Here is a 25,411-nt window from a genome sequence, read left to right on the forward strand (position 1 = left end):
AGCCCTGCATGTGCAGGGCTTTTGTTTTATAGCTATTTTTCTATTTATTCTTAAATCTTATTGGCTTTCACGGTGATTTCTGCAATATCCAACACCTGAATCTCCTGCTCTTTATCTTTCTCTTTAACGCCGTCACGCAGCATCGTCATACAGAAGGGGCAGGCCGCAGCAACCACGGTCGCTTGGCTTTCAATCACATCTTCAATCCGCTCGATATTCACATCTTTGGTTCCTTTTTCAGGTTCCTTAAACATTTGAGCTCCACCGGCGCCACAGCAAAGACCATTCGACTTGCAGCGCTTCAGCTCTACTAAATCAGCATCCAAAACCTCCAGGGCTTTGCGCGGTGCTTCATACACATCATTGGCGCGGCCCAGGTAGCAAGGGTCGTGATAGGTTATCTTCTTGCCTTTAAACTCATGTCCGTCGGCAGGTTTAAGCTTGCCTTCGTCAATAAGCGATTGAATCAGCTGGCTATGGTGAATCACCTCGTAATACCCACCCAGGCTAGGGTATTCGTTTTTCAGGGTATTGAAGCAGTGCGGGCAGGCGGTGACAATCTTTTTGATTTCATAGCCGTTCAACACGTCAATATTCATCATGGCCTGCATTTGAAACAGGAACTCGTTGCCAGCGCGCTTCGCCGGATCACCGGTACAGCTTTCTTCCGCACCTAAAATAGCATACTTAATACCTACATGATGAAGGATCTTGCAGATGTCACGGGTAATGCGTTGTGCCCTTTCGTCGAAACTGCCGGCACAGCCAACCCAGAATAACAGATCAGGGCTTTCGCCTTTGGCAATCAATTCAGCAACGGTAGGGATATGTATCGTGTTTTCCATGTGTTTTCTTCTTATTGTTGGGTCCAATTCGCACGGTCGGCCTGCGCATATTTCCAAGGCGCACCGTTATTTTCCAGGTTCGAGAACATGTTGTTGATGCTAGATGGCGCTTGCGATTCTTCCATCACCGCATACTGTCTTAAACCAATGATAATTTCCAGGGGATTGATGTTCACCGGACATTGCTCTACGCAAGCATTACAGCTTGTACAAGCCCATATCTCTTCCCGGGTGATATATGTATCCAAAAGCGATTTACCATCGTCCTGGAAACTTCCATTCTTATCGATGTTCTTGCCGATTTCACTGATCCGGTCGCGGGTATCCATCATAATCTTCCGTGGCGAAAGCAGCTTGCCGGTGATATTCGCTGGGCAGGCCGATGTACAGCGTCCGCATTCGGTACAGGTATAAGCATCCAAGAGGTTCTTCCAAGTTAGGTCTAGGGCGTCTTTTACCCCGAATCGGCTCGGTTCTCCCGTTGGAGGAGGTAAGGAAGGATCCAGCATAACTTTCACCTCTGCCGTAACGGCAGGCATGTTATCAAATTTACCTTTCGGCTCCAAACGCGTAAAATAAGTGTTCGGGAAAGCCAGCAGGATATGTAGGTGTTTAGAAACAACCAAGTAGTTTAAGAATGCAAAAACCCCGATGATGTGGAACCACCAGCAAAAGCGTTCGATCAGTACCAGGCTGCTAGCTGTATCGGGAAGTATGCCCATCAGGTAGCTGCTGATTGGGAAAGCCCCGGCAATATGGTAATGCGGATCGCCTAAGCTTTGCAATTTCGCATCGGCAGCATTCATCAGTAAGAAAGCAGACATCAATAAGATTTCCGCAATCAAGATGAGGTTAGCATCCGTTTTCGGCCAATTATTCAACTCCGCTTGGTTCAAGCGTTTTAACTTCAAAACATTCCTACGGATAAAGAAGATGACACATCCTGTTAATACCAAGAAGGCCAGAATCTCAAAGGAATAGATCAGGAAGTCGTAGAAACCGCCCATAAAGGAAAATACACGGTGGGTGCCGAAAAGCCCATCGGTAACAATTTCAAGCATTTCTATATTGATGATACAGAAACCCACATACACAAAAAGGTGCAGTAGGGCAGGGATGGGCCGCTTGAACATCTTCTTTTGTCCAAAAGCTACCAATAGCATGGTCTTGATGCGCTCGGAAGGGCGATCAAAACGGTTTACCGCTTTCCCCAATTTAATGTTGCGGTAAATTTTCTTGGCATTGATAAAAAATAAAAGAAGAGAGGCGATTAATAATACGCCGAATATGAGCTGACCTATCATAGTTTACAAATTAGCTTGAACAAATATAATTAATTCGATTATACTATGCACGCATAATAAATTATTTAGAAAGATTAAAAATAATTGTCCTGATGAAATAAGTGAATACCCTGTTTTTCCATATTGTAACAAAATAGCATTATTAATTTGATTCCCGTTAAACTGCTTCTAAAAATTAAGGAAGAACTCGTAAATTGCCGGGAATTAACCAAACTTAACGGCCGGTTGGCAGGCTTGGTACAACGAAAAACCTCAACCCTATAAACCGTTATCTATAGAAAAACGATATGGCATCTGAAACGAATAAATACGATGTAATTGTAATTGGCTCCGGTATTTCGGGCGGATGGGCCGCCAAGGAATTCTGTGAAAAAGGATTGAAGACCCTCGTGCTGGAAAGAGGATACGACGTCAAGCATATTAAGGATTACCCCACTGCTTATACTGATCCTTGGCAGTTCGACCACCGCGGCGCCTTGAGCAAACAAATTAAAGAAGAAAACCCCATTGCCTCCAAATGCTATGCCTTCAAGGAAGATGCCATGCATTTCTTTACCAAAGACAAGGAACAGGAATATATCCAAGAGCATCCCTTCGATTGGATCCGTGGCTACCACGTAGGAGGGAAATCCCTCATGTGGGCCCGCCAGGTACAGCGGTGGAGCGATCATGACTTTGAAGGACCTGCCAGAGATGGCTTTGCCGTCGACTGGCCGATCCGCTATAAGGATATCGCACCTTGGTACAGTTATGTGGAGAAGTTTGTTGGAGTTTCCGGAAACCGCGATGGCAATGCGGCCATGCCTGATGGCGAGTTCTTGCCGGCTTTCGACCTGAATGCGGTCGAGCGTATGGTGCAAAGTAAGCTGCCGGGCAAGTATCCCGATCGTCAGGTTATCGCTGGACGCTGTGCGCATATTTCAAAACCCGAGCCTATCCATATTCAGCAGGGGAGAACCCAATGCCAGAACCGCACGATGTGTCAACGTGGCTGCCCTTTTGGAGGCTATTTCAGCTCCAATGCATCCACCTTACCTTGGGCCGAGAAAACAGGCAACCTCACCCTAAAACCGAACTCCATTGTCGATTCCATCATCTTTGATGAGGAAACACAAAAAGCTTCCGGGGTAAGGGTGATTGATGCGGAAACCTTGAAAACAACCGAATACCAAGCCAAAGTGATTTTCTTGAATGCTTCGGCCTTGGCTTCTAATATGGTGTTGTTAAACTCAACATCCAAACGATTCCCGAACGGATTAGGAAATGATAATGGCCTGCTTGGGAAGTATGTGGCCTTCCACAATTACTTAGGTAGCTTGGGGGGAACCATTGAGGGCTTTGAAGATCAGTATTATTTTGGTCGCCGTCCAACCCAACCCATCATTCCCAACTTCCGCAATGTGAAAAAACAAGAAACCGACTTCTTGCGCGGCTATGCTTCCTTCTTCAGTGCTTACCGTGGCCGTGGTGCCGGATCGGAAATGCAAGTAGGGGGCGACTTTAAAGATAGCCTTTGCGAACCTGGAGGATGGGGGATAGGCATGATGATGCAGGGCGAAACCATCCCTAAGGAAACCAACCATGTGCGCTTAAGTGCCGATAAGAAAGATAAGTTTGGCATGCCCCAGTTGATTACCTCGGTGCAATACGATGAGAACGATCAGAAAAGCATGCAAGACTTCCTGAACCAAGGTTCTGAAATGCTGGAATACATAGGCGCTAAAAATATCTATACGCATAACAGCAAGCAAAACCCCGGATTAGACATCCATGAGATGGGCGGTGTGCGTATGGGCTTAGATCCGAAAACATCCCTGTTAAATAAATGGAACCAGCTGCATAACTGCTTAAATGTATTTGTTACCGATGGCGCTTGTATGACCTCAACCGGAACACAAAACCCGTCGTTAACCTATATGGCTTTGACCGCGCGTGCGGCCAACTTTGCCATGGACGAAATGAAAAAGGGAAACCTCTAACCTTAGAAATTCCCCTAAATAGAAAAAGCCTCGATACCGAGGCTTTTTCTATGTAATCATATCGTTCTGCTTATTTCTTTGCAGCTGGTGCAGCAGCAATACCTAATTTAGATTTGATATCTGCTGTTAAGTCATCACCACCACCGAAGTAAGGAATTCCACCGTTAGAGATATCCAATACATAAGCATATCCTTTTTCTTTTGCTACAGCATTGATCGCTGTGAAAACTTTCTGCTCGATAGGGGCATAAAGCTCTTGTTGCTTTTTACCGATATCTTCTTGCGCTACACGTTGAACTTCTTGAATACGAGTTTCCATTTCACGCATAGAATTTGCAATTTCTTGAACTTCAGCATCCACGGCAGTTTTGTTCGCTTCGCTTCTGTTTCTCAATTTCTCGTTCGCATCGTTTTGTTTTTTCTGATACTCGGTATACATCCCTTGAAGTTCTTTTTGTTTTGCATCACTCAAGGTTTTCATTTGTTCTTCAGCAGCTTTAAATTCTGGAGTAGCTTGCACAATTTCCGCCGTGTTAATATGGCCGATCTTTTGTTGGGCACTTGCTGTGTTAGCTGCCAATAATACTCCTGATGCTACTACTACACTTTTCAATAAATTTTTCATGCTGTTTTTGTTAATTCCTTATATGCTGGATATAAGTGCTTTTTGCTATTTTAAATATTCTAGTTAAAAATTAGTTACACAATAATAGTAAAAAATCTTAGTTTGCTAAGGAAGGATTTGGTCTCAATCCCAATTTAGTCACAACATCGTTGCTTTTATCCATCGCCGGGTTGGCATATAAAAACGATACTTCGCTGCGTTTATCTAAAATGAAATCAAATTGTCCTGCTTTGGCAACATCCTGAACCGCTTTCTGTATCCGGTCCTGAATAGGTTTCATTAATTTTTCACGTTGTTGAAACAACTCCCCATCCATGCCGAATTTACCGCGTTGGAAGTCTTTCACTGCTTTTTCTTTGTTTACAATCTCGTCTTCACGACGTCTGCGCATGTCCTCATTCAAACGAGGAGCATCATTCTGATAAGCCTTGTACATGCTTTCAATAGCTTCATACTGCTTATCCACTTCGGCTTGCCATTGTTTGGACAAGTTATCTAATTGACTCTGGGCCGATTTATATTCAGGGATGTGTTTCATCACATATTCCGAATCTACATAAGCCACCTTCTGCGCATATGATACACTACCCATAAAGGCTAGCATAGCTACTAATACTAATATTCGTTTCATAGAGGTACAAATTTTAATCATTTCTTTGTTTATGACAAATATTGTGCTAAAAAGTTTAATCTAGAAACCACCCATGTTCTGAATAATACTGAACGTGAAGTTTTGCTTCCATTGTGAAGTCTGCATTCCAGGGATCGGATCTAAGGCATGACCGTAGTCAATACCTAGCATACCGAAGATCGGTAAGAAGATACGAGCACCCACACCTACAGCACGACGTACTTTGAATGGATTCACCTCGCTGAACTTGTTCCAAGTATTACCTGCCTCAGCAAAGGCTAATGCAAATACAGTCGCTTGCTCGTTCAACATAATCGGATGACGAAGCTCGATCTGGTATTTCGTGTAAATAGGGCTACCTGATTGTTGTGCAATACCCTGCATACCATTTCCTGTACTCGCTGGAATAACGGTACCATTGGCATAACCACGCATCGCGATAATCTCAGAACCTTGTAAGAAGTCAAAACCTTGCATACCATCACCACCCAGTTTGAAACGCTCGAATGGCGAGGTTGGCGACTCATCACCGTAAGTGCCTAAGTAACCGAATTGTGCTTGGGTTTTCAAGACTAACTTACCTACGATTTTAGTATACCATTGGGAGTCGAATTTCCATTTGTGGTATTCTGTCCATTTGTATTTCTCACGATCTGGCGCTGTCGCATAGTTAATGTCATTCCATAAGGAATAGGGAGGAGTCACCTGTACCGAGAATTTCAAGTGTGAACCTGAAGTCGGGTAGATTGGCGCATCGATCGAGTTACGGCTAATTTCTTGCGTAAAGTTAATGTTCGTTGCAGTACCATCCGAGAATAGGAAGTAGTTACCGTAGTTCTCCAAAGCATAGCGTTGGTAAGATAGGGAACTGTTAATCTGGAAGTAGTTATCTGGCCATTGCAAACGCTTACCTAAGGTTGCTGTCACCCCGTGCATATTGATCTTAGGGTTGTTCGCATAACCTTCGTAACGTCCTGTTTGGTAGTTGTAATACTGCGATTGCGAATTGGAGATATAAGCACTCAATCCGAAGTAGATTGGCTTTTTACCACCTAACCAAGGCTCGGAGAAAGAGAAGCTATACGATTGGTATCTTTTTCCGGAAGTTTGACCACGAATACTTAGTTTCTGACCATCGCCACGAGGAAGTGGTTTCCAGGCTTCTTTCTTGAAGAAGTTGCTGGTCGAGAAGTTATTGAAGGTCAATCCTAACGTTCCGATTACCTGACCGGCACCATAACCACCGGAAAGCTCTACTTGATCGGAAGGTTTCTCCGCTACGGAGAACTCGATGTCGGTTGTACCGTCTTCGTAGTTTAAGTTGGTTGGCATTGGCGTAATCTTCTGCTCGTCGAACATACCCAATTGGGAGATCTCACGAACGGAACGAACCAATAATTCACGGGAATATTTTTGACCTGGTTTCGAGTAGATCGAACGTAACACCACACGGTCGTTCGTCACATCGTTACCCTTTAAAATCACATTGTTAATCGTGTATTGTTTTCCTTCGAACATCTGGATTTCCAAATCAACCGTATCTTTATAAATACGTTTGATCACGGGTTGAACGTTGAAGGTTAAATACCCATCATTTTGATAGATGGCAGCAATATCATCGGAATTACGGGTAGGGCCTGATAGTTTAGAGTTTAATTTCTCCTCGCTGTATACATCGCCTTTTTGAATACCTAATAAAATATTTAATACCGAGTCTTTGTATTTCGCATTCCCTGTCCAATCAATGTTACCCACATAATATTTAGGGCCTTCATAGATTTCGAAGTCAATAGCCACCTCATTTTTGTCGTAACGCCAGATGCTGTCTTTTAAGATCTGCGCATCACGGTATCCTTTATCTTGCATTTTGGCCACTAATTTCTCTTTGGCCTCTTCGTATTTGTCTTCTTTGAATTTACCCGGACCAAATACACGGAACCAGGCACGTGGTTTCACGCCTTTTAAAAATTTGCGAAGCTGCTTATCGCTGAAGGCTTCGTTTCCTTCAAAATCAACCTTACGCACTTTGATTTTCTTGTTGCGCTCTACATCCACCTGAACAATTTGATAGTTCTGCTGGGAAGAATCTTTAATGGTTTTGATTTTGATATCAGGGTAGAGGTAAGATTTCTCGCGTAAGAACTTTTCAACCGTAGAACGTGTTGTTTGCAACAAGTTTTCATTAACGATTTTTCCGGTGTTCGAATTTAAGCGCTTGCGCACCTCTTCGGTTTGCGATTTGCTTAAGCCATTTAGGTCAACACGGGTCAATCGTGGTCGCTCAACCACGCGGATTTCTAAAAAGATGGTTTCATCTTGAATTTTTGTCGCATATAATTGCACATCTTCAAAAAGATTCTGTGCCATTAAATCCTTAATAACTTTGGCTGTTTGTTCACTCGGCACTTCAATATATTGCCCTACAATAAGGTTAGAAATCGAGATCAATACCTCGGTGTCTAAGTACTGAGCACCCGTTACGGTCACCCCGCCAATGATGTAGTTCTTAGGTTCTAAGTAGCTGATTTCATCGGAGTTATTTAAGTTAATCGGTCGGTTCCCGGTAATTTGGGCTTGCGCAAAATTGAATAGGAATATAGTCAGTAATAAGGACAGTTTAATTTTATGCTTCATCTACTCTTTATTATGTCTGCTAAAGTACAGCAAAGTCTTGTTAATTTTTGTTAAAAGAAATATTACGAATTGGGGCCGTTAAACGCGCCAAAATCAAAATGTTGCAAAAGTAATGATTTCTTATAATTGTTCACTAGTTTTCCCAAATCTTCTTTCCCGGTTCTGGAAAAGGTATATACATTCGAAGAGATGTTCACGGGTAAATTCCGGCCACATGATCGGTAGAAAGAACAGTTCGGTATACGCTAATTGCCAAAGCATATAGTTGCTGATGCGTTGCTCTCCACTGGTACGAATCAGCATCTCCGGGTCTGGCATACCATGCGTATATAAATGATCGCTGAATACGGCTTCATTGATGTCTTCGGCTTTTAGGCTGCCTTCTTGCACTTTTTTGGCAATAGCCTGTGTCGCATCTAAAATCTCTTGACGCGATCCATAGCTTAAGGCCAGGGTCAGGGTACAGCCGGTATTCTGTTTCGTTTGGTCGATGGTGCTTTGCAGAGTAACCTGGCAATGATCGGGTAGATCGCTGGTGCGCCCGATGGAATTTACCCGAATGTTGTTCTTTTGAAAAAGTGGTAACTCTTTATTCAAGGAGTCTACCAATAATTCCATCAAGGCGTTCACCTCAAATTCAGGGCGATTCCAATTCTCCGTTGAAAAAGCATACAGGGTGAGGTAGGAAACCCCAATTTCTACGGCCGCTTCCAAGGCCTCCCGCACGGCAGTAACCCCATTGCGGTGACCAAATACCCGTAGTTCTCCTTTTTCTTTTGCCCACCGGCCATTTCCATCCATAATTATGGCAATGTGTTTAGGTAGGTTTGTTGTGTCTATATGCTCTTTATAATCCATTTGTTCCTATTCGTTTCAGGTGCTGTATGCAACAGCAGGGGGGCTTTTAACAGCCAGAGAACAAGGAGTTGGAATCCTAACCTTGCTCGTCCCCAGGTTTTTCGGTGCTAAGCCAGCCTATACACACGAAAGCATTGTTTTGTTTTATTTTTGTAAAGATACAGGTTTTAGTAGAATCCTAACACTTAAAATATCGTTAAAAAGCAGTTTAAACATGCTTTAATAATTTCGCACATCAATACCCCACAACAGCTTCTCGCGGAGAATGCCAAAGTATTGATCGCCTTTTAAGCGAATCAGGTTCACATGGTAGGGCGCCTTAGTAATCAACAGGGACGTCTTGCTCGATAGGGTATAGCTCTTGGAGTCGCAGCTGACGATGTATTTCTCGCTGCGGCTTTCAATTTCCAGCTTCAGCTGCATGTTCTCTGAAACAACAATAGGGCGCACATTTAAGTTATGTGGCGAAACCGGCGTAATCACAAAATTACCACTGCCCGGCATAATAATAGGGCCACCACAACTTAAGGAGTAAGCGGTAGAGCCCGTAGGGGTGGCTATGATCAAGCCGTCGGACCAGTAGGAGTTCAGTAACTCCCCATCCAAAATGGCATGCACGGTAATCATGGCCGAGGAATCGTAGCGGAAGACGGTAATATCATTTAAGGCGACAGACTCACTGCTTTGCAAGGTGCCGTCTGAACTTTCCACCTGCAATAGGGCTCGGGGTTGAACAGTATATTCGTTTTTCAGAATCTGATCTAAGGCTTCTTCCATGCGGTTTTTGGAGATGTTGGCCAAGAAGCCTAAGCGCCCAAAGTTAATTCCCGCAATCGGGATGCCCGAATCGCCAATTAAGGTCGCCGCCGACAGCATCGTGCCGTCACCGCCCAAACTCAACATAAAAGACACATCTTTCGGGAGGTCTTTATGCGATTTGAATTTCTTAAACTTAAAATCAACCTTGCACAACTTTTTTAGAAAGCTGTGGAAATCTTGATAAATATAGACTTGAACGTTTCTTTCGCGTAAATAGCTAAACAGTTCAACCACATAGCCAATGACCGATTGGTTAAACTCGCGCCCATAAACCGCTATTGACAGTTCTTTCATGCTCGATAATTACGTTTTTTTTCCAAAGATGAGAAAATCATGGAAATTAAATGTTCAAATAATTCATTAATAGGTTATATCGCTCTTGAATATCGTTCTGATCAGAGCCATCGTTGAAGGATGCTTTTACCACATAATCATGGCGCCATAGGGAGGCTAGTACCGAAGAGATATTGTTCTTGTTCACCTTGATGGTCAACTCTACCTTGCTCGACTCGGCAATAGCGCGAACTCCGGTGCTTAATATCTTGCAGTTCTCCGACTCGATAATATGCGCCACATGGGTCAGCGAATTATCCCGGTCTTCCATTTCCAATACGATAATAGCGCCCTTCTCTTGATTGGAGAGGGTTTGGTTGATTGCTATTAACACATCCTTTTGTGTAATGCAACCCACGTATTGGTTCTGCTTATTTAATATCGGGAGCAGATCGTATTGATAGGTCTCCAAATATTGTAAAGCATCGTAAATGTGTTGAAAATCGTATAGGTAGATAAAGGGTAGGGTGATTTTTACTTCCGAAAGCAGGTCGGTTTCATCTTCTACACTCAGCAGGTCTTCTTCGGTCAATAAGCCCTGGTATTCTTTACCCTTAACGACGGGTAATTGGTGAAAGTGTAATTCATTAACCTTATTCAAGGCAAATTCCACCGTGTCAGATGGCCTAAGTTCGGTATAAAGTGTAGTTATGATTTCGCCAATAAACATACAGTCGTTTATGTATTAAATAGAAAGAAAACCAAAAGGTTTAATTTTCCTTTAATGTTGCTCTTCAGCTAAGGTAACGAAAAATTAGTATTTCAGATAAAATAAAAAGATGTTTTACGCTACTTTAAACTATTTGTGTAATTTTACGCTACTTTAAAAGAGGGTTTATTATATGGACTTACTAGAGAAAGAGCAATTTATTAAAATCAGGGAAGTCATCCATAAGAAAAGTCCGAAGTTAGCCCGATGGATACCCAAACCCTTAGTCAGTTATTTAGAGCGAGTTATACACGAAGATGAGATAAACTACATCATGACCAAGTATCATGATGACATGGGTTTAGACTTTGTAGACTCCTTATTATCCGAACTTAAGGTACATGTACATCTGGAAGGCGTAGAAAATATTCCTTTGGATGAACCTGTTATTTTTGCATCCAATCACCCTTTAGGCGGGCTTGATGGCGTCGCTTTTATGCAGGCTATCGGCAAATACCGGAAAGACGTGAAATTTTTAGTTAACGATATTCTAATGAATATCCGTAACCTAGAACCCTTGTTTATACCGGTTAACAAATTGGGGGGGCAGAGTAAATCAGGCATTGCAGCTATCGAGAATGCCTACGCCTCCGATCAGGCTCTCTTGGTGTTTCCCGCAGGCCTGGTATCCCGCAAAATAAACGGCCGAATTGTTGATTTAGAATGGAAGAAAAGCTTTATCAGCAAAGCCAAAAAATATCAAAAAGATATCGTTCCGGTTTATATTGATGGAAGAAATTCGAACTTTTTCTACAATTTGGCACGATTAAGGAATAAAATTGGGTTAAAAGCTAACATTGAAATGTTATATTTACCTGATGAGTTGTTTGCCCAACGCGGAAAGGATATCACCATCCGCATCGGAAAACGAATCCCTTATACCCATTTCGATAATAGTAAAAATGAACGCCAATGGGCTGCAGAAGTCAAAGATATTGTCTATGCAATGGCCGGAGGTAAAAAATAATATATGCAAGAAATAATTGAACCAGTTGACAGAGCATTGTTAAAAGCGGAACTTACTAAAGATAAATTCGTGCGCTATACAAACAATGGGAATAATGAAGTTTACCTCGTAAACTACCACAGCTCGCCAAACATCATGCGCGAGATTGGCCGATTACGCGAAGTAACCTTCAGAGGTGCTGGGGGTGGAACAGGTTTACCTTTAGATATTGATGAAAACGATACATGTGCCCATAACTATGATCAGTTAATCGCTTGGAATCCGGAAGATGAAGAAATTATCGCCGGCTACCGTGTGATTACCTGTGATAAAGCCATTGACGCCGATGGAACCTTCCACTTATCCACCGCACATTATTTCGACTTCTCGGATAAATTTGTGAAAGAATACCTCCCTTATACCATCGAATTAGGACGCTCTTGGGTGCAACCGAAATATCAACCCGCCATCGATAACCGCAAAGGACTATTTTCCTTAGATAACCTGTGGGACGGATTAGGTGCTTTGGTTTTGTTAAATCCAGATATTAAGTACCTGTTCGGAAAAGTAACCATGTATCCGCATTACAATGAGGAAGCACGCGATTTATTGATCTACTTCATGAATCATTACTTCCCAGATAAGGATCACTTGGTGAAACCTGTAGACGAACTTTTCTTAGGCTACAAAACTGATATTGCTAAACACGAAGGCATCTTCGATGGCTTGGACTATAAAGCCGGCTATAAAGTGTTGAACACAAAAGTTCGTGAACTCGGCGAAAACATCCCGCCATTGATCAATACCTACATGAACCTCTCGCCAACCATGCGTGTATTCGGCACTGCCCGCAATAACGAATTTGGCGAAGTGGAAGAAACCGGAATTATGATTACCCTGGATGATATTTACCCCGCAAAAAAAGAAAGACATATGTCGACCTTCGAACGCGACAAGGCCTATGGAAGCCGCAATGTAACAGATTAGAAAATAACGCAGATAAAAATAAAAAGAGGCTGGATAACTAATGGTTATTCAGCCTTTTTTTTGTGGTGAGGTGCTGAGTAGGTGTTTTTTCTTGTTGTTTTTTCGACGTGCTGTCCTCGATTTGTCATCGTGCTGTCATGGTGTTGTCATGGTGAGCGGAGTCGAACCACGAACCACGAACGACTGGTACGTCAATGCGATCAATTGTGGTCAAGATGTTTATTAACAGATTTTTACATTGTGCCTTCGTTAATATTAGGCATGTTGTTTTGCATTGTTGATTGCACTGACGTACCAGTCGTTCGTGGTTCGTGGTTCGACTCCGCTCACCATGACAGCACCATGACAAATTGATGACAAATTGCCCAACCAGCTACTGCTTACCCCTTTTTCACTTCCCTTTCTCACCCCTTTCTCACCCGTATCAATCCCCTTTGCAATAAGGTTTGCTACGCTTCAATAAAAGGTTTAAAAAAAGCCAAATACTAACCAAACAAAAAGTAACTAAGGAGAAATTAACCCGGATAATAGGCCATTTCGATATGCGGAATATCATCTTCCAGGTAGCTTTCGCTTTCCTGCTTAAAGCCTAGGTTTTCGTAGAAGCGTTTCAGATATAATTGGGCACTGATGCGGATTACCGTATTAGGGAATGCTGCGCATTGCGCTTCGATGGCACGTTGCATCAGCTCCTTGCCGTAGGCATGGCTGCGGTGCTTGGGGTGTACTACCACGCGGCCAATAGAACTGCAATTTGGGTAGGAGAGGTTTGGTGGTAATAGACGCGCATAGGCAAGGCATTCCGCTTCATTCAAAAGGAAGAGGTGCTCGCTTTTGAGGTCTTTGTTATCACATTCCGGATAGAGGCAGTTTTGCTCCAGCATAAATACATCTATCCGGACTTTCAGAATTCGGTAAAGCTCTAAGGGCGTTAAAGCGTCAAAAGATTTAATTACCCAATTCATGTGATACAATTTTTAACTTAATAAGGATTTAACGACTTCTGAAATGGTACGACCATCGGCCTGTCCGGCTAATTTTTGGTTCGCTAAGCCCATTACTTTACCCATATCCTTGATGGAAGAAGCGCCGCTTTCGCTGATGATGCCTTTTACGATTTCTTCAATCGCGGCACGATCTAACTGCTTCGGTAAGTAAGCTTCAATAACTTCCTGTTCCTCCACTTCAATTTGGTATAAGTCTTCACGCCCCTGTTGTTGGTAGATTTCTGCCGACTCCTTGCGTTGCTTTACCAATTTCTGCAATACCTTGATCTCGGTGTCTTGGCTCATTTCATCGGCACCGCCTTTTTCGGTTTTCGCCAATAAGATTGCCGCTTTGATGGCGCGCAATCCGCGTAATTTTGCTTGGTCTTTGGCGATCATGGCCGCCTTAATATCTTGATTAATCTGTTGTTCTAATGCCATTTTATTTGCTGTTTGATCTGTTTACAATTGTTCCTGTGGCCTGTACCGTAGGCATCACCAATAAGTCATTGATGTTTACATGCGCAGGGCGTGATAGGGCGAACACAATAAGTTCGGCAATATCTTTCCCGCTTAAAGGGGTAAGCCCTTCATACACGGCATCGGCACGTTGCTTATCGCCATGGAAGCGTACTTCTGAAAACTCGGTTTCCACCATGCCCGGGTTAATGGCCGTCACCTTAATGCCTTTCGGCAGCAGGTCGATGCGCATTGCTTTATTTAAAGCGTCTACGGCATGTTTTGTCGCGCAATAGACGTTGCCGTTCGGGTAAACTTCCTTGCCCGCAATGGAGCCTAGGTTAATGATGTGGGCGTTTTTACTGCCTTCCATCATCGGCAGCACCTGGCGTGTGACGTATAATAAGCCTTTGACGTTGGTGTCGATCATGCGATCCCAATCGCCAATATCACCGGTCTGGATGGGGTCAAAGCCCTGGCTAAGGCCGGCATTGTTAATTAATACATCGATGTTTTTCCATTCCGCCGGAAGGTTGGAAAGGGTAGTAGCAACCTCGTCGGCGTTGCGTACATCAAGCTTGAATCGATGTACTTCGCAGGCTGGGTTGATTTGTTGGATCTGACGGCAAAGGTCGTCCAAGCGGTCGATTCTCCGAGCGCAAAGTAGGAGGCGATAGGTTTTCTCGCTTGCCAACTCTAAAGCACATGCTGCACCAATTCCGGAGCTGGCCCCTGTGATTAATACGGTTCTCATAGGCCTTGTTATTATTTATTTTGGGTTTATTGCTATTTATCGCATTCGTAAATGGTACAAAAGCCGAAGGTTTGCGGGCGCACCTTGCATTGTGCAAAGCCTACTTGATCGCAAATGGCGGCAAATCGTTGCCCATCCGGGAATTTAGCGACCGATTCAGGTAAGTAGGCATAAGCGCGGTTATCTTTAGAAATGAGTTTCCCCATGGCGGGTACCACCTTATGAAAATAAAACTGAAACAGTTGCATGATCGGAAATGCCGTGGGGTTGGAAAGCTCCAAGATGATGGCTTTACCCCCCGGTTTTAACACGCGGCGGATTTCGGAAAGCCCTTGTTCGAGGTTTTCAAAATTACGAACACCGAAGGCTACTGTCACGGCATCGAAGCTCTGGTCGGCGAAGGGAAGATTCTCCGAGTCGCCAAGTTTCACTTCAAACTGCCCGCCTAATCCCTTTTTCTGGGCCTTTTGTTCGGCTACATCCAGCATGCCTTGGGAAATGTCGACACCAATAATCTTCTTCGGCTGTAGAATACGAATGGACTCCATGGCAAAGTCGCCCGTTCCCGTAGCTACATCCAGCAAAACTTGCGGGTGTAAAGGCTTCAGGGTTTTGATGGCTTTTTTGCGCCAAATCGTATCGATACCCATCGTCATAAAGCGGTTTAATAAATCGTAAGTCTTCGAAATATTGTTGAACATATCGGCAACTTGTTCTTTTTTACCGCCTTCGGGGTTATAAGGTTTTACAGTAGAAGCATCGTTTGACATAGCGACAAAGATACAATAAAACCTGTAAAAATTTCAGGCGTGAATTTCAGAAGTTTAAACCTAAAGACCACCTCAACTAGGCTAAGTGCTTGACTATGAATTTAAAGAGTGAGGACTGCCAAAATTGTGTGCGAAGCTAGCCCGCTGTCAGGCTTTTCCACATCGACCTAGGTTATTAACATTTTGTTAACTGCTTGATTTTTAGCGCCTAATTTTGTAAATTAACAACTTATACACATACAGTGTGGAATACAGGGGGCTTGGTTTTCAAAACAATAGCATGATTGTTGAAGCACCTATTTTGACTGTTTATAACTTGTATGGGGCTGCAGTCTTATTTTTCTTACATTTGTTACCCTGTCGTAGCGAACTGTGTTCAACGAGCCGTATAATAATATAGAATATGTCCTTAGAAAACGAAATGTCAAACAACGCGTCTAGCCAGTCTAGCCGTGCCAACTTTAACAAGAAGCGTACAAACCTGAATAACTTAGTAAGTGGTTTAGGCAAACTGCCTCCGCAAGCGGTAGACTTGGAGGAAGCGGTATTGGGTGCCCTCATGTTAGAGAAAAATGCGCTAAGTGAGGTTATCGATATTCTAAAACCGGATTCATTCTATAAAGAATCGCACCAGAAGATTTTCCAGGCGATTTATAACTTATTCCAAAAAACATCGCCAATCGATTTGCTGACCGTGGTTGCTGAATTGCGCCAGATGGGAGCCTTGGAAATGGTGGGCGGTGCTTATTATATTACGCAGTTGACCGACCGGGTAGTATCGGCCGCAAACATCGAGTACCACGCACGGATTATTTCGCAGAAATATATCCAACGCGAGCTTATTAAGGTGTCTACCGAAATCATCAACTCTTCTTACGATGAAACCAGTGATATCTTTGATTTGCTGGATCATGCCGAGAAATCTTTATTCGATATTGCCCAGAACAACCTTCGCCGAGATTCCAGAAAGATGGATGATATTATGCGCGAAGCCATCAATAACCTGGAGTTGCTGCGCGACCGTACCGACGGTTTAACGGGTATTCCTTCGGGCTTAACGGCCCTGGATCGGATGACCTCCGGTTGGCAGCCTTCCGACTTAGTAATTATTGCGGCACGTCCGGCCATGGGTAAAACGGCCTTCGTATTATCGGTAGCCCGCAACGCAGCCGTAGATCACCAGCGTCCCGTGGTGGTGTTCTCCCTGGAGATGTCATCCGTACAGTTGGTGAATCGTTTGATTGCCGGTGAAACGGAAATTGAACAAGAGAAATTGAAAAAAGGAAACCTGGCCGACCACGAGTGGCAGCAATTGCACTCTCGGATTGGCCGATTGACCGAAGCGCCGATTATTATCGACGATACCCCGGCATTGAACGTGTTTGAGTTCCGGGCAAAATGTCGTCGTCTGAAAGCGCAATACGATATTCAAATGGTCATCGTGGATTACTTGCAGTTGATGCATGGTAAAAGCGAGGGCAAGGGTGGCGGTAACCGGGAGCAGGAGATCGGTAGTATCTCGCGTTCCTTGAAGTCCGTAGCCAAAGAATTAAATATCCCGGTATTGGCCCTCTCGCAGTTAAGCCGTGCCGTGGAGTCTAGACCTGGTAACTCCAAGCGTCCGATGTTATCCGACTTACGGGAGTCCGGATCTATCGAGCAGGATGCCGATATGGTGTTGTTCCTGTACCGTCCGGAATACTACGGTATTACCGAGGACGAGGAGGGACGTTCGACACAAGGTGTGGGTGAGGTTATTATCGCCAAGCACCGTAACGGGGAAACCGGTTTGGTGCCCTTGAAGTTCGTGGGTAAATATGTGAAGTTCGTGGATTTGGATGATGACTTCTCCGGTATGCCACCAGAGGGCGGAAGCTTCTCGGATTTGGGCGGCGGATTCGGGTCGGCCATGTCACCATCGGATAACTTCGGCAATTTCGGTGGAGGAATTACCATGCCTTCCCGCATGAACGATATGCCTGACGACGCTCCGTTTTAACAGAGCCTCGTTTTAGCGCATCGTATTCCTGCATTTTCCCGAAGCCCCTTGTGCATAAAAGTACTAGCATAGCTTAAGTATTTTTATTATTTTTGAATCCCCCTTAATAGAGGCTATACTTAAGTTAAAATTAGGAGATCATTTTGGATTATTTAGCAGGATTGAACCCTTCCCAACGGGCTGCCGTTGAACAAACAGAAGGGCCGGTGATGATTGTTGCTGGCGCCGGATCAGGAAAAACACGTGTAATTACTTATCGAGTTGCTCACCTTGTACAAAAAGGTGTAGATCCCTTTAATATTTTAGTGCTTACCTTTACTAATAAGGCTGCCAAGGAAATGCGCGAGCGTATTACGAAGGTGGTGGGCATTGAGGCCAAGAATATCTGGATGGGCACTTTCCACTCGGTGTTCTCGCGGATTCTACGTGTGGAAGCGGAGCTGATCGGCTATCCGCGTAATTTTACCATTTACGATACAGACGATACCAAGAGTTTATTGCGTTCTATTTTGAAAGAAATGAACTTGGACGATAAGCTCTATAATGTAAACCATGTATACGGTCGGATTTCTTCGGCTAAGAACAACCTCATTTCTCCGCAAGAGTATAATAAAAACGAAGCCATTAAGGCCGAGGATATCGCGAACGGACGTGGGCAGATGGGCGAGATTTACATGACCTATGCACAACGCTGCTACCGTGCCGGGGCGATGGACTTTGACGACTTGCTGTTCAAAACCAACGTGCTGCTGAATAAGTATCCGGATGTATTGCATAAATACCAACATCAGTTTAAATACCTGATGGTGGATGAGTATCAGGATACCAACTTTTCGCAATACCTGATTGTGAAACGATTGGCTGCGGTTAACGAAAATATATGCGTGGTGGGCGATGATGCGCAATCGATCTATGCCTTCCGCGGTGCCAATATTCAGAATATCTTAAACTTCCAGAAGGATTATCCGGATGTGAAGGTGTTTAAATTGGAACAGAACTACCGTTCGACGCAGATGATTGTGAATGCGGCGAACAGCATTATTGCCAATAACAAGAATCAGTTGGAGAAGAATGTTTTCTCTGATAATGAAGAAGGTGATAAGATTAAAGTGACCCGGGCATTCTCGGATAATGAGGAAGGGAAGATTGTAGCTGAGGGCATTGCCCAAGAAAAAGCCCTGAAAGGCTTAAAATATAAAGACTTTTCCATCTTATACCGCACCAATGCGCAGTCGCGTTCCCTAGAGGAGGCCTTGCGCAAGTTAAATGTGCCGTATAAATTGTATGGAGGTACTTCCTTCTACCAACGCAAGGAGATTAAAGATTTAATCGCTTATTTCCGCTTGACGTTCAATCCGAACGATGAGGAGGCCCTGAAACGGGTGATAAACTATCCGAGAAGGGGTATTGGTGATACGACCGTAGAACGTATAATGGTTGCTGCGGATAAGCAGCAGGTACGGTTATGGGATGTGGTAACCAATGCACAGATGTTTTTGGATGGCCGTAGTGCAGCATCGGTAGGTAACTTCGGTATGATGATCCAGAGCTTTCAGGCTTTGGCAAAGAACCATACCGCCTTCGATACTGCGATGCATATTGCGCAGCATTCGGGTATTCTAAAAGAACTCTACGAAGATAAATCCGTGGAAGGTTTATCGCGTTATGAGAATATCCAGGAATTGCTGAACGGTATCAAGGAGTTTTCGGAGCGAGAAGACTTGGAAGAAAAAGGATTAGATGTCTTTATGCAAGATATCGCCTTATTGACCAATGACGATAATGATAAGGATCCGAATGCGGATACCGTATCCCTAATGACGATCCACTCGTCAAAAGGATTGGAATTCCCGGTGGTATTTATCGTAGGCTTGGAAGAGAACCTGTTCCCTTCGCAGCTTTCCTTAAATTCACGATCGGAACTGGAGGAAGAACGTCGCTTGTTCTACGTGGCGGTTACCCGTGCAGAGAAAAAGTTATTTCTATCTTATGCTACTTCCAGATACCGTTGGGGAACCTTGAATAACTGCGAGCCGAGTCGCTTTTTAGATGAGTTGAATCCGGCTTGTTTAGATCTGGACTTTAAACCTCGCTTCCAACAAGGCGGCGGCGAAGAGTTCAGCAGCGAAAGGGTGAGCTGGCAACGGAAAGAAACATCGGGAGATGTTTTCTCGAAGCCGAAGCCAAAGGTGATGAAAACAACGTCTATTTTACCGAAAGCGCACGTGCCGACCGCCGGATTTGCGCCATCTGATACCTCAGGCTTGCAAGTAGGCATGGAAGTGGAACATGAACGCTTCGGATTTGGTAAAGTAATCAACCTGGAAGGCAATAAACCCGACATAAAAGCAACTATTTTCTTCAAGGAGTTGGGACAGAAGCAATTGTTGCTTAAATTTGCCAAACTTAGAATAATAGAATAATTCGTATATTACAAATTAAAGGACTCCTTGGGAGTAAACCACAACACATATGATTTTTGATTATAACAGTACTAGACCAAAGCTTATACTAGCTGAATATGGTAGAAATGTACAAAATATGGTAGACTACATCTGTACGCTATCGGATCGTGAAGAACGCAATCGCTTAGCTCAGGTCGTAATCGATATGATGGGAGTCTTGAATCCGCACTTGCGTGATGTTTCTGATTTTAAACATAAACTGTGGGATCACCTCTACATCATCTCTGATTTTAAAATCGATGTAGATTCCCCTTACCCTATTCCTAAGAAAGAGGAAATCCACCATAAGCCGCAGCCTTTACAATACCCTAACCATAATATCCGCTATAAGCATTATGGCCATACGGTAGAGCAGATGATCAATAAGGCTAAGGCGATTCCGAATGAGGAAGCACGTCAGAAAATGACCGTAGGTATTGCCAATTTCATGAAGATGGCTTACCTGACTTGGAATAAAGACTCGGTGTCGGATGACTTAATCATTGAAGACTTAAGAACCCTTTCCAAAGGGGAGTTGCAGTTGCCTGCAGATACCGTGCTTACCAAACTAGACTTCAAAACCCCGCCTCCGGGAAGTCGTGTTAAAACTGCTGGAAATACAAACAATAACAATAATAACAACAATAATTCCCAGTATAAAAGCAAGCACCAAGGCAATAATAACAACAATAATAAGTTAAAGAATAACAAGCTTAACATTAAAAGGAAGAAATAAATAAATCAACAATAAACAAGAAAGAAGCAATGGTTCAAACAATAAAAACGATTGCTTTTTTGTTTTTGTAAGCACATACTATGAATGCATTTGAAATACGTGGTGGTAAACCATTAAAAGGAGAGATTGTTCCTCAGGGCGCTAAAAACGAAGCCCTCCAGATTATTTCCGCAGTATTATTGACTGCCGAGAAAATGACGATCAGCAATATCCCGGATATCAAAGACGTGAATAAATTGATCGACTTGTTGATTGCCCTTGGCGTCAAAGTAAATCGCACCGCCGGAGATACCTACGAGTTTGAAGCCAGCGATATTAATATAGATTATTTCCAGTCTGAAGAATTTAAACGCAAAGGGGGAAGCCTACGTGGGTCTATCATGATTGTAGGTCCTTTATTGGCGCGCTTCGGAAAAGCAGCCATCCCGAAACCGGGAGGCGATAAAATCGGAAGACGACGCTTGGATACGCACTTCTTAGGCTTTGAGAAATTAGGGGCTAAGTTTGTATACGACGCGGAAACTCACTTCTTCAATGTGGATGCTACCCAATTGCAAGGTACTTACATCTTGATGGACGAAGCTTCGGTAACCGGAACAGCAAATATCGTGATGGCTGCTGTATTGGCCAAAGGAACAACCACCATTTATAACGCTGCTTGTGAGCCTTATTTGCAACAGCTGTGCAAGATGTTGAACCGCATGGGAGCCAAGATCTCTGGAATCGGTTCGAACTTGTTAACTATCGAAGGTGTAGAATCGTTAGGAGGAACTAGCCACCGCATGTTACCGGATATGATTGAGATCGGATCTTTTATCGGATTGGCAGCTATGACGGGTTCGGAGATTACCATTAAGGACGTTTGTTTCCAAGAGTTAGGGATTATCCCGACCGTGTTCTCTCGCTTAGGAATCAAATTCGAGCTACGTGGCGATGATATCTTTATCCCAGCACAAGATAGCTATGAAATCGATACATTTATCGATGGCTCTATCCTGACCATCTCGGATGCACCATGGCCTGGTTTTACCCCGGACTTATTGAGTATTGTGTTGGTGACAGCGATTCAAGCGAAGGGCAATGTGCTCATTCACCAGAAGATGTTCGAGAGCCGCTTGTTCTTCGTGGATAAGTTGATCGATATGGGCGCGCAGATTATCCTTTGTGATCCGCACCGCGCTACGGTAATCGGTCTGAATAAGCAGCAACAGCTACGCGGTATCGAGATGACGTCTCCAGATATTCGTGCAGGGGTATCCTTATTGATTGCAGCGCTATCGGCTCAAGGAAAATCGGTGATTTATAATATTGAGCAAATCGAAAGAGGGTATCAGCATATCGAAGAGCGTTTGAAAGCATTAGGTGCCGATATTCGTCGCATTGATGCGCAGCCTTTAGGCCATTAAGATTAAAATTTTCGTTACGCTATTGTCTGCTTAATGTTAAAATTAAAACTAAGCATTTGTAATCAAGTGACTGTAAGTTACCTTTGCAGGACTTTAAAAATAAATGTTCAAACACATAACATGAAAAAAATCACATTACTATCTGCAATTGCTGCACTTGTGTTAGCATCTTGCGCAGGAAATCCTGATGGCAAAAAAGCTGAAACTTCTGATTCTGTTGAAACTACTTTAAATGCTGACTCTGTTGCTACAGGAACAGCTTATACAGTAGATACAGCAGCTTCTAAATTGGTATGGACCGGTACTAAAGTTACGGGAAAACACACAGGAACAGTTAACATTAAATCAGGTTCTGTTCAAGTGGACAATGGTTCAGTTACTGGTGGAAACTTTGTTTTAGACATGAACAGCATTAGCTCTACTGATCTTGAAGGCGAGTACAAAGAAAAATTAGACGGTCACTTAAAAGCTGATGATTTCTTCGGCGTAGCGACTCACCCGGAAGCAACTTTTGCTATTACAGAAGTTAAACCAGGTGCTGCAGCAGGTGATTTAGTAGTTTCTGGTAACTTAACTATCAAAGGAATCAGCAAAAACATTACTTTCGATGCGAAAGTGGTTGATTCAACTGATACCAATGTAAAAGCGACAGCAAACTTCAATATTGCCAGAGCGGATTGGGGAGTGAACTACGAAGGTAAATCTGATGATTTAATCTCCAAAGAAATTAACTTTGACATTACTTTAGTTGCAAATAAATAATACTTCCTTTGGAAGTAACAGCGAAACCCTTGCCCTTACGGCGAGGGTTTTTTTATGCTTCCTATGGAAGGGAAAAATGGCGCATTAAAACTTTCGGAACTCTTTAAGAACCTTTATTTTTGCATCATGAAGATAAGTTTAATCTGTATCGGGAAAACCGACGATAAGTATATCGAGGAAGGTATTGCGGTGTATACTAAGCGGCTAAAGCATTATTGCAACTTTCAGCTGCTGGTGATTCCCGACATCAAGAATGTGAAGAACTTAAGCGAAAGTCAGCAAAAGGAAAAAGAAGCGCAGCTTATCTTAAAAAATATTTCCAATCAAGATTATGTGTTGCTGTTGGATGAGCGTGGAAAAAGCTATTCCTCCATGGAATTCTCCGCTTTCTTAGAGAAGCAGCAGATTGCTTCCGTTTCCCATATCGTATTGGTGATTGGCGGGCCTTATGGCTTTGATCAGACGGTTTACGACCGGGCGAACGGCAAACTATCCCTATCCAAAATGACGTTCTCTCATCAAATGGTACGCTTGTTTTTCGTGGAACAATTGTATAGGGCCTATACAATTATGCGCGGAGAACCCTATCATCATGAATAATTTTATGTATTTTTAATGTTAATTGCATCTTTAATATAAAGTAAGGAGGGAAAAATGGATTTAGATAAATTTAAAAGAGAATATAAATATAAAAGTCAGGAAGGAGCCCATGGCGGCGATTACAACAAATGGATCATTATCATTGGAGGCGCTTTGGTAATTCTACTGGCCTATATTTTCAGTTAGAAATTTTATAAAAGAAAATAAAAGATGGTCTTCGGATCATCTTTTTTTGTTTTTAAACCAAGTGAAAACTAAATGAAGAATATATTGTTAATTATTTAAGGAATTGTAATAAGATTTATGGAAAAGGGGCGGGGAGTTGTGTTATTTAAAAAAATAAGGCGATACGGGGAGTATCGCCTTAAAATCACACTAACTATTAATAAAACCCTATAGAACTAGGTGTTTTCAAAACGTAGATCACAAAGTTTTAATATACATTGCCTCATGACCTACTGTAAAAGTAAAAACCTTTTATTATAAAATCAAATAAAAGTTGCAACATTTATATTATAATTGAATTTTGTCAGTTGTTTTTAAAAATTCAACCCACGCTACTTGGTCTGTTTTAAAGGTAAGGTCGTTTTCTTCTAATTTCTCGATTGGAATTAATCTAAAAGATTGTAGCTTACCATCTACGTTTTTTTCCGCGAAATCGAACGCTTTTGTCTTAATATTTAATTCTATTTTATTAATAGGACGAACTTGGTAATAAATGGAAATAATTTGACTATCATTAAAACTTGATTTTTCCCAGAAATCGGTGGTGTAAATATGCTTTAGCACCTCAATTTCCATCCCTGTTTCTTCCATGTACTCTCTTTTTAGGGCGTCCAAAAGACCTTCCCCATATTCTAATCCGCCCCCTGGGAATTTCGTGAATGAAACGTTCTCCGTGCGCTCATCAGAGATCAACACTTCGCCGTTATCATTAATCAGAATCCCATAGACCCTCACATTAAATAAAAACATGCTTATTATTTTATATTCGTATTCTTTCTTTACAATGCAACCTGCAGTTGCTATATCAATTCAAACCCAGAATTTACGGCCGTTTCATCCATCCCCACAATCGAGTAATGGCGCGGTAAAAACCAAGAAAGGCTATTCATAGCTTGCTGATAGTCTTTTTCATTCGCAAAATTCTTGGGTGTTAGGTTAAAAACCAAGTCTTGCGAAACGGTAGATTCGTCTTTATAGTTACGTGCGATCAACATAATCTTCGGCATTTTCACGCCTGAATATTGCAGGAACTCCCGGATTTGTTGGCGAACATAAGCTGGTAAAATGGCTTCTGAAGGTTGCCCTACCAGAATTTCTTCGTCCTTGCCGATGGCAAAGTTGCTGTTATTGCGTGAGAAGAGGTGCTCGTCGGTATAGAATTCGCCATTCAACTGGAGGTTCAATAAATCACCGAAGGTGAAAATCCAATCGGGCTGCGGTTTGTGGGCGTTAATAGCCACGCCAAATCCATTACTCATTATCGTTGGGAGTTTCCCCTTAATCACAAAGGCATGAAAGTTCTCGTCTTCCTGAATGGTCTTCAGGTTAAAATAAGGAAAGCCATCCTGGCTCATGATCACTTCTGGTTCGCCCACCTTCAGGTTGGCTTCGTCTATATGTTGCAGAAAATCTGCAATCCATTGTGCATCGCGCTCTTCCAACGGAGTTTCCATTAGTTTATTGATGGTGATGGTTTTTTCCAGGTCACCAAAATCATTTCCCCCCTTGTTGGCATCAAAAAAGTGTAACGTACTCATATTATTCTTAAATACGGCTAAAAGTACAGATTATTGCGGGAAAGAAAGACCTGGAATTCACT

General features: G+C 43.0%; 24 protein-coding genes. 10 read left to right on the plus strand and 14 right to left on the minus strand.

Annotated elements, in window-relative coordinates; all coding sequences use genetic code 11:
• Positions 1–50 precede the first annotated feature (50 nt).
• Both GQF63_RS04925 and GQF63_RS04930 read right to left on the minus strand, forming a co-directional pair.
• Entirely contained in the window at positions 51–845 is a 795-nt protein-coding gene (locus GQF63_RS04925; RefSeq protein ID WP_160367997.1) for a (Fe-S)-binding protein, read from the minus strand.
• Between the two features lie 11 nt (positions 846–856).
• Complete coding sequence (locus GQF63_RS04930; RefSeq protein ID WP_160367998.1) at positions 857–2,149, minus strand: 4Fe-4S dicluster domain-containing protein; 1,293 nt, start codon at positions 2,147–2,149, stop codon at positions 857–859.
• Positions 2,150–2,436: 287 nt separating this feature from the next.
• Here GQF63_RS04930 and GQF63_RS04935 point away from each other — a divergent pair, with 287 nt between their 5' ends.
• On the plus strand, positions 2,437–4,128 hold the full coding sequence (locus GQF63_RS04935) for a GMC oxidoreductase (RefSeq protein WP_160368000.1): 1,692 nt from the start codon (positions 2,437–2,439) through the stop codon (positions 4,126–4,128).
• Positions 4,129–4,198: 70 nt separating this feature from the next.
• Here the strand turns inward: GQF63_RS04935 and GQF63_RS04940 are convergent, their stop codons facing one another.
• The 6 genes from GQF63_RS04940 to GQF63_RS04965 form a co-directional block, all read right to left on the minus strand.
• A complete protein-coding gene (locus GQF63_RS04940; protein WP_160368001.1) occupies positions 4,199–4,753 on the minus strand; it encodes an OmpH/Skp family outer membrane protein in 555 nt (184 codons plus the stop codon).
• 97 nt (positions 4,754–4,850) lie between these two features.
• Positions 4,851–5,384: an OmpH/Skp family outer membrane protein gene (locus GQF63_RS04945; RefSeq protein WP_160368002.1), complete on the minus strand. Its 534-nt coding sequence runs from the start codon at positions 5,382–5,384 to the stop codon at positions 4,851–4,853.
• A gap of 60 nt (positions 5,385–5,444) precedes the next feature.
• Positions 5,445–8,018, minus strand: coding sequence for an outer membrane protein assembly factor BamA (gene bamA, locus GQF63_RS04950; RefSeq protein ID WP_160368003.1), 2,574 nt, complete (start codon positions 8,016–8,018; stop codon positions 5,445–5,447).
• Between the two features lie 120 nt (positions 8,019–8,138).
• Positions 8,139–8,876: an undecaprenyl pyrophosphate synthase gene (gene uppS, locus GQF63_RS04955; protein WP_160368004.1), complete on the minus strand. Its 738-nt coding sequence runs from the start codon at positions 8,874–8,876 to the stop codon at positions 8,139–8,141.
• Positions 8,877–9,095: 219 nt separating this feature from the next.
• Positions 9,096–9,989, minus strand: a complete 894-nt coding sequence (locus GQF63_RS04960; RefSeq protein ID WP_343031031.1) for an NAD kinase — start codon at positions 9,987–9,989, stop codon at positions 9,096–9,098.
• Positions 9,990–10,035: 46 nt separating this feature from the next.
• Entirely contained in the window at positions 10,036–10,698 is a 663-nt protein-coding gene (locus GQF63_RS04965) for a CBS domain-containing protein (RefSeq protein ID WP_160368005.1), read from the minus strand.
• A gap of 172 nt (positions 10,699–10,870) precedes the next feature.
• Here GQF63_RS04965 and glsA point away from each other — a divergent pair, with 172 nt between their 5' ends.
• On the plus strand, positions 10,871–11,704 hold the full coding sequence (gene glsA, locus GQF63_RS04970) for a lyso-glycine lipid O-acyltransferase GlsA (protein WP_160368006.1): 834 nt from the start codon (positions 10,871–10,873) through the stop codon (positions 11,702–11,704).
• A gap of 3 nt (positions 11,705–11,707) precedes the next feature.
• A complete protein-coding gene (gene glsB, locus GQF63_RS04975; RefSeq protein ID WP_160368008.1) occupies positions 11,708–12,670 on the plus strand; it encodes a glycine N(alpha)-acyltransferase GlsB in 963 nt (320 codons plus the stop codon).
• Between the two features lie 515 nt (positions 12,671–13,185).
• On the opposite strand, the gene GQF63_RS04980 is transcribed toward glsB, so the two are convergent.
• From GQF63_RS04980 to ubiE, 4 genes are read right to left on the minus strand one after another with little or no spacing between them, the layout of a single operon-like run.
• On the minus strand, positions 13,186–13,635 hold the full coding sequence (locus GQF63_RS04980) for a GNAT family N-acetyltransferase (protein ID WP_160368010.1): 450 nt from the start codon (positions 13,633–13,635) through the stop codon (positions 13,186–13,188).
• A gap of 12 nt (positions 13,636–13,647) precedes the next feature.
• Positions 13,648–14,097 carry a GatB/YqeY domain-containing protein gene (locus tag GQF63_RS04985; protein WP_160368011.1) on the minus strand — a complete coding sequence of 150 codons (450 nt, stop codon included), beginning with the start codon at positions 14,095–14,097 and terminating at the stop codon, positions 13,648–13,650.
• A gap of 1 nt (position 14,098) precedes the next feature.
• On the minus strand, positions 14,099–14,869 hold the full coding sequence (locus GQF63_RS04990; RefSeq protein ID WP_160368012.1) for an SDR family NAD(P)-dependent oxidoreductase: 771 nt from the start codon (positions 14,867–14,869) through the stop codon (positions 14,099–14,101).
• A gap of 32 nt (positions 14,870–14,901) precedes the next feature.
• Positions 14,902–15,639: a bifunctional demethylmenaquinone methyltransferase/2-methoxy-6-polyprenyl-1,4-benzoquinol methylase UbiE gene (gene ubiE, locus GQF63_RS04995; protein ID WP_160368013.1), complete on the minus strand. Its 738-nt coding sequence runs from the start codon at positions 15,637–15,639 to the stop codon at positions 14,902–14,904.
• A 403-nt stretch (positions 15,640–16,042) separates the two neighbouring features.
• Here ubiE and dnaB point away from each other — a divergent pair, with 403 nt between their 5' ends.
• The 7 genes from dnaB to GQF63_RS19855 all read left to right on the plus strand — a co-directional run bounded on the left by dnaB (position 16,043) and on the right by GQF63_RS19855 (position 23,772).
• On the plus strand, positions 16,043–17,638 hold the full coding sequence (dnaB, locus tag GQF63_RS05000; protein WP_160368014.1) for a replicative DNA helicase: 1,596 nt from the start codon (positions 16,043–16,045) through the stop codon (positions 17,636–17,638).
• 143 nt (positions 17,639–17,781) lie between these two features.
• Positions 17,782–20,061 carry an ATP-dependent helicase gene (locus GQF63_RS05005; RefSeq protein WP_160368015.1) on the plus strand — a complete coding sequence of 760 codons (2,280 nt, stop codon included), beginning with the start codon at positions 17,782–17,784 and terminating at the stop codon, positions 20,059–20,061.
• Between the two features lie 49 nt (positions 20,062–20,110).
• Positions 20,111–20,818, plus strand: coding sequence for a DUF4290 domain-containing protein (locus GQF63_RS05010; RefSeq protein WP_160368016.1), 708 nt, complete (start codon positions 20,111–20,113; stop codon positions 20,816–20,818).
• 80 nt (positions 20,819–20,898) lie between these two features.
• A complete protein-coding gene (gene murA / locus GQF63_RS05015) occupies positions 20,899–22,224 on the plus strand; it encodes a UDP-N-acetylglucosamine 1-carboxyvinyltransferase (protein WP_160368017.1) in 1,326 nt (441 codons plus the stop codon).
• 120 nt (positions 22,225–22,344) lie between these two features.
• Positions 22,345–22,986: a YceI family protein gene (locus GQF63_RS05020; RefSeq protein WP_160368018.1), complete on the plus strand. Its 642-nt coding sequence runs from the start codon at positions 22,345–22,347 to the stop codon at positions 22,984–22,986.
• Positions 22,987–23,112: 126 nt separating this feature from the next.
• Complete coding sequence (rlmH, locus tag GQF63_RS05025; RefSeq protein ID WP_160368020.1) at positions 23,113–23,586, plus strand: 23S rRNA (pseudouridine(1915)-N(3))-methyltransferase RlmH; 474 nt, start codon at positions 23,113–23,115, stop codon at positions 23,584–23,586.
• A 54-nt stretch (positions 23,587–23,640) separates the two neighbouring features.
• Positions 23,641–23,772, plus strand: a complete 132-nt coding sequence (locus GQF63_RS19855; protein ID WP_281346836.1) for a hypothetical protein — start codon at positions 23,641–23,643, stop codon at positions 23,770–23,772.
• Positions 23,773–24,099: 327 nt separating this feature from the next.
• Here the strand turns inward: GQF63_RS19855 and GQF63_RS05030 are convergent, their stop codons facing one another.
• Positions 24,100–24,561 carry an NUDIX domain-containing protein gene (locus tag GQF63_RS05030; RefSeq protein ID WP_160368021.1) on the minus strand — a complete coding sequence of 154 codons (462 nt, stop codon included), beginning with the start codon at positions 24,559–24,561 and terminating at the stop codon, positions 24,100–24,102.
• Positions 24,562–24,611: 50 nt separating this feature from the next.
• Entirely contained in the window at positions 24,612–25,349 is a 738-nt protein-coding gene (locus GQF63_RS05035) for a hypothetical protein (RefSeq protein ID WP_160368022.1), read from the minus strand.
• Positions 25,350–25,411: the final 62 nt, after the last annotated feature.

It is taken from the genome of Sphingobacterium humi (assembly GCF_009768885.1).
In the GTDB taxonomy this organism is placed as follows: Bacteria; Bacteroidota; Bacteroidia; order Sphingobacteriales; family Sphingobacteriaceae; genus Sphingobacterium; species Sphingobacterium humi.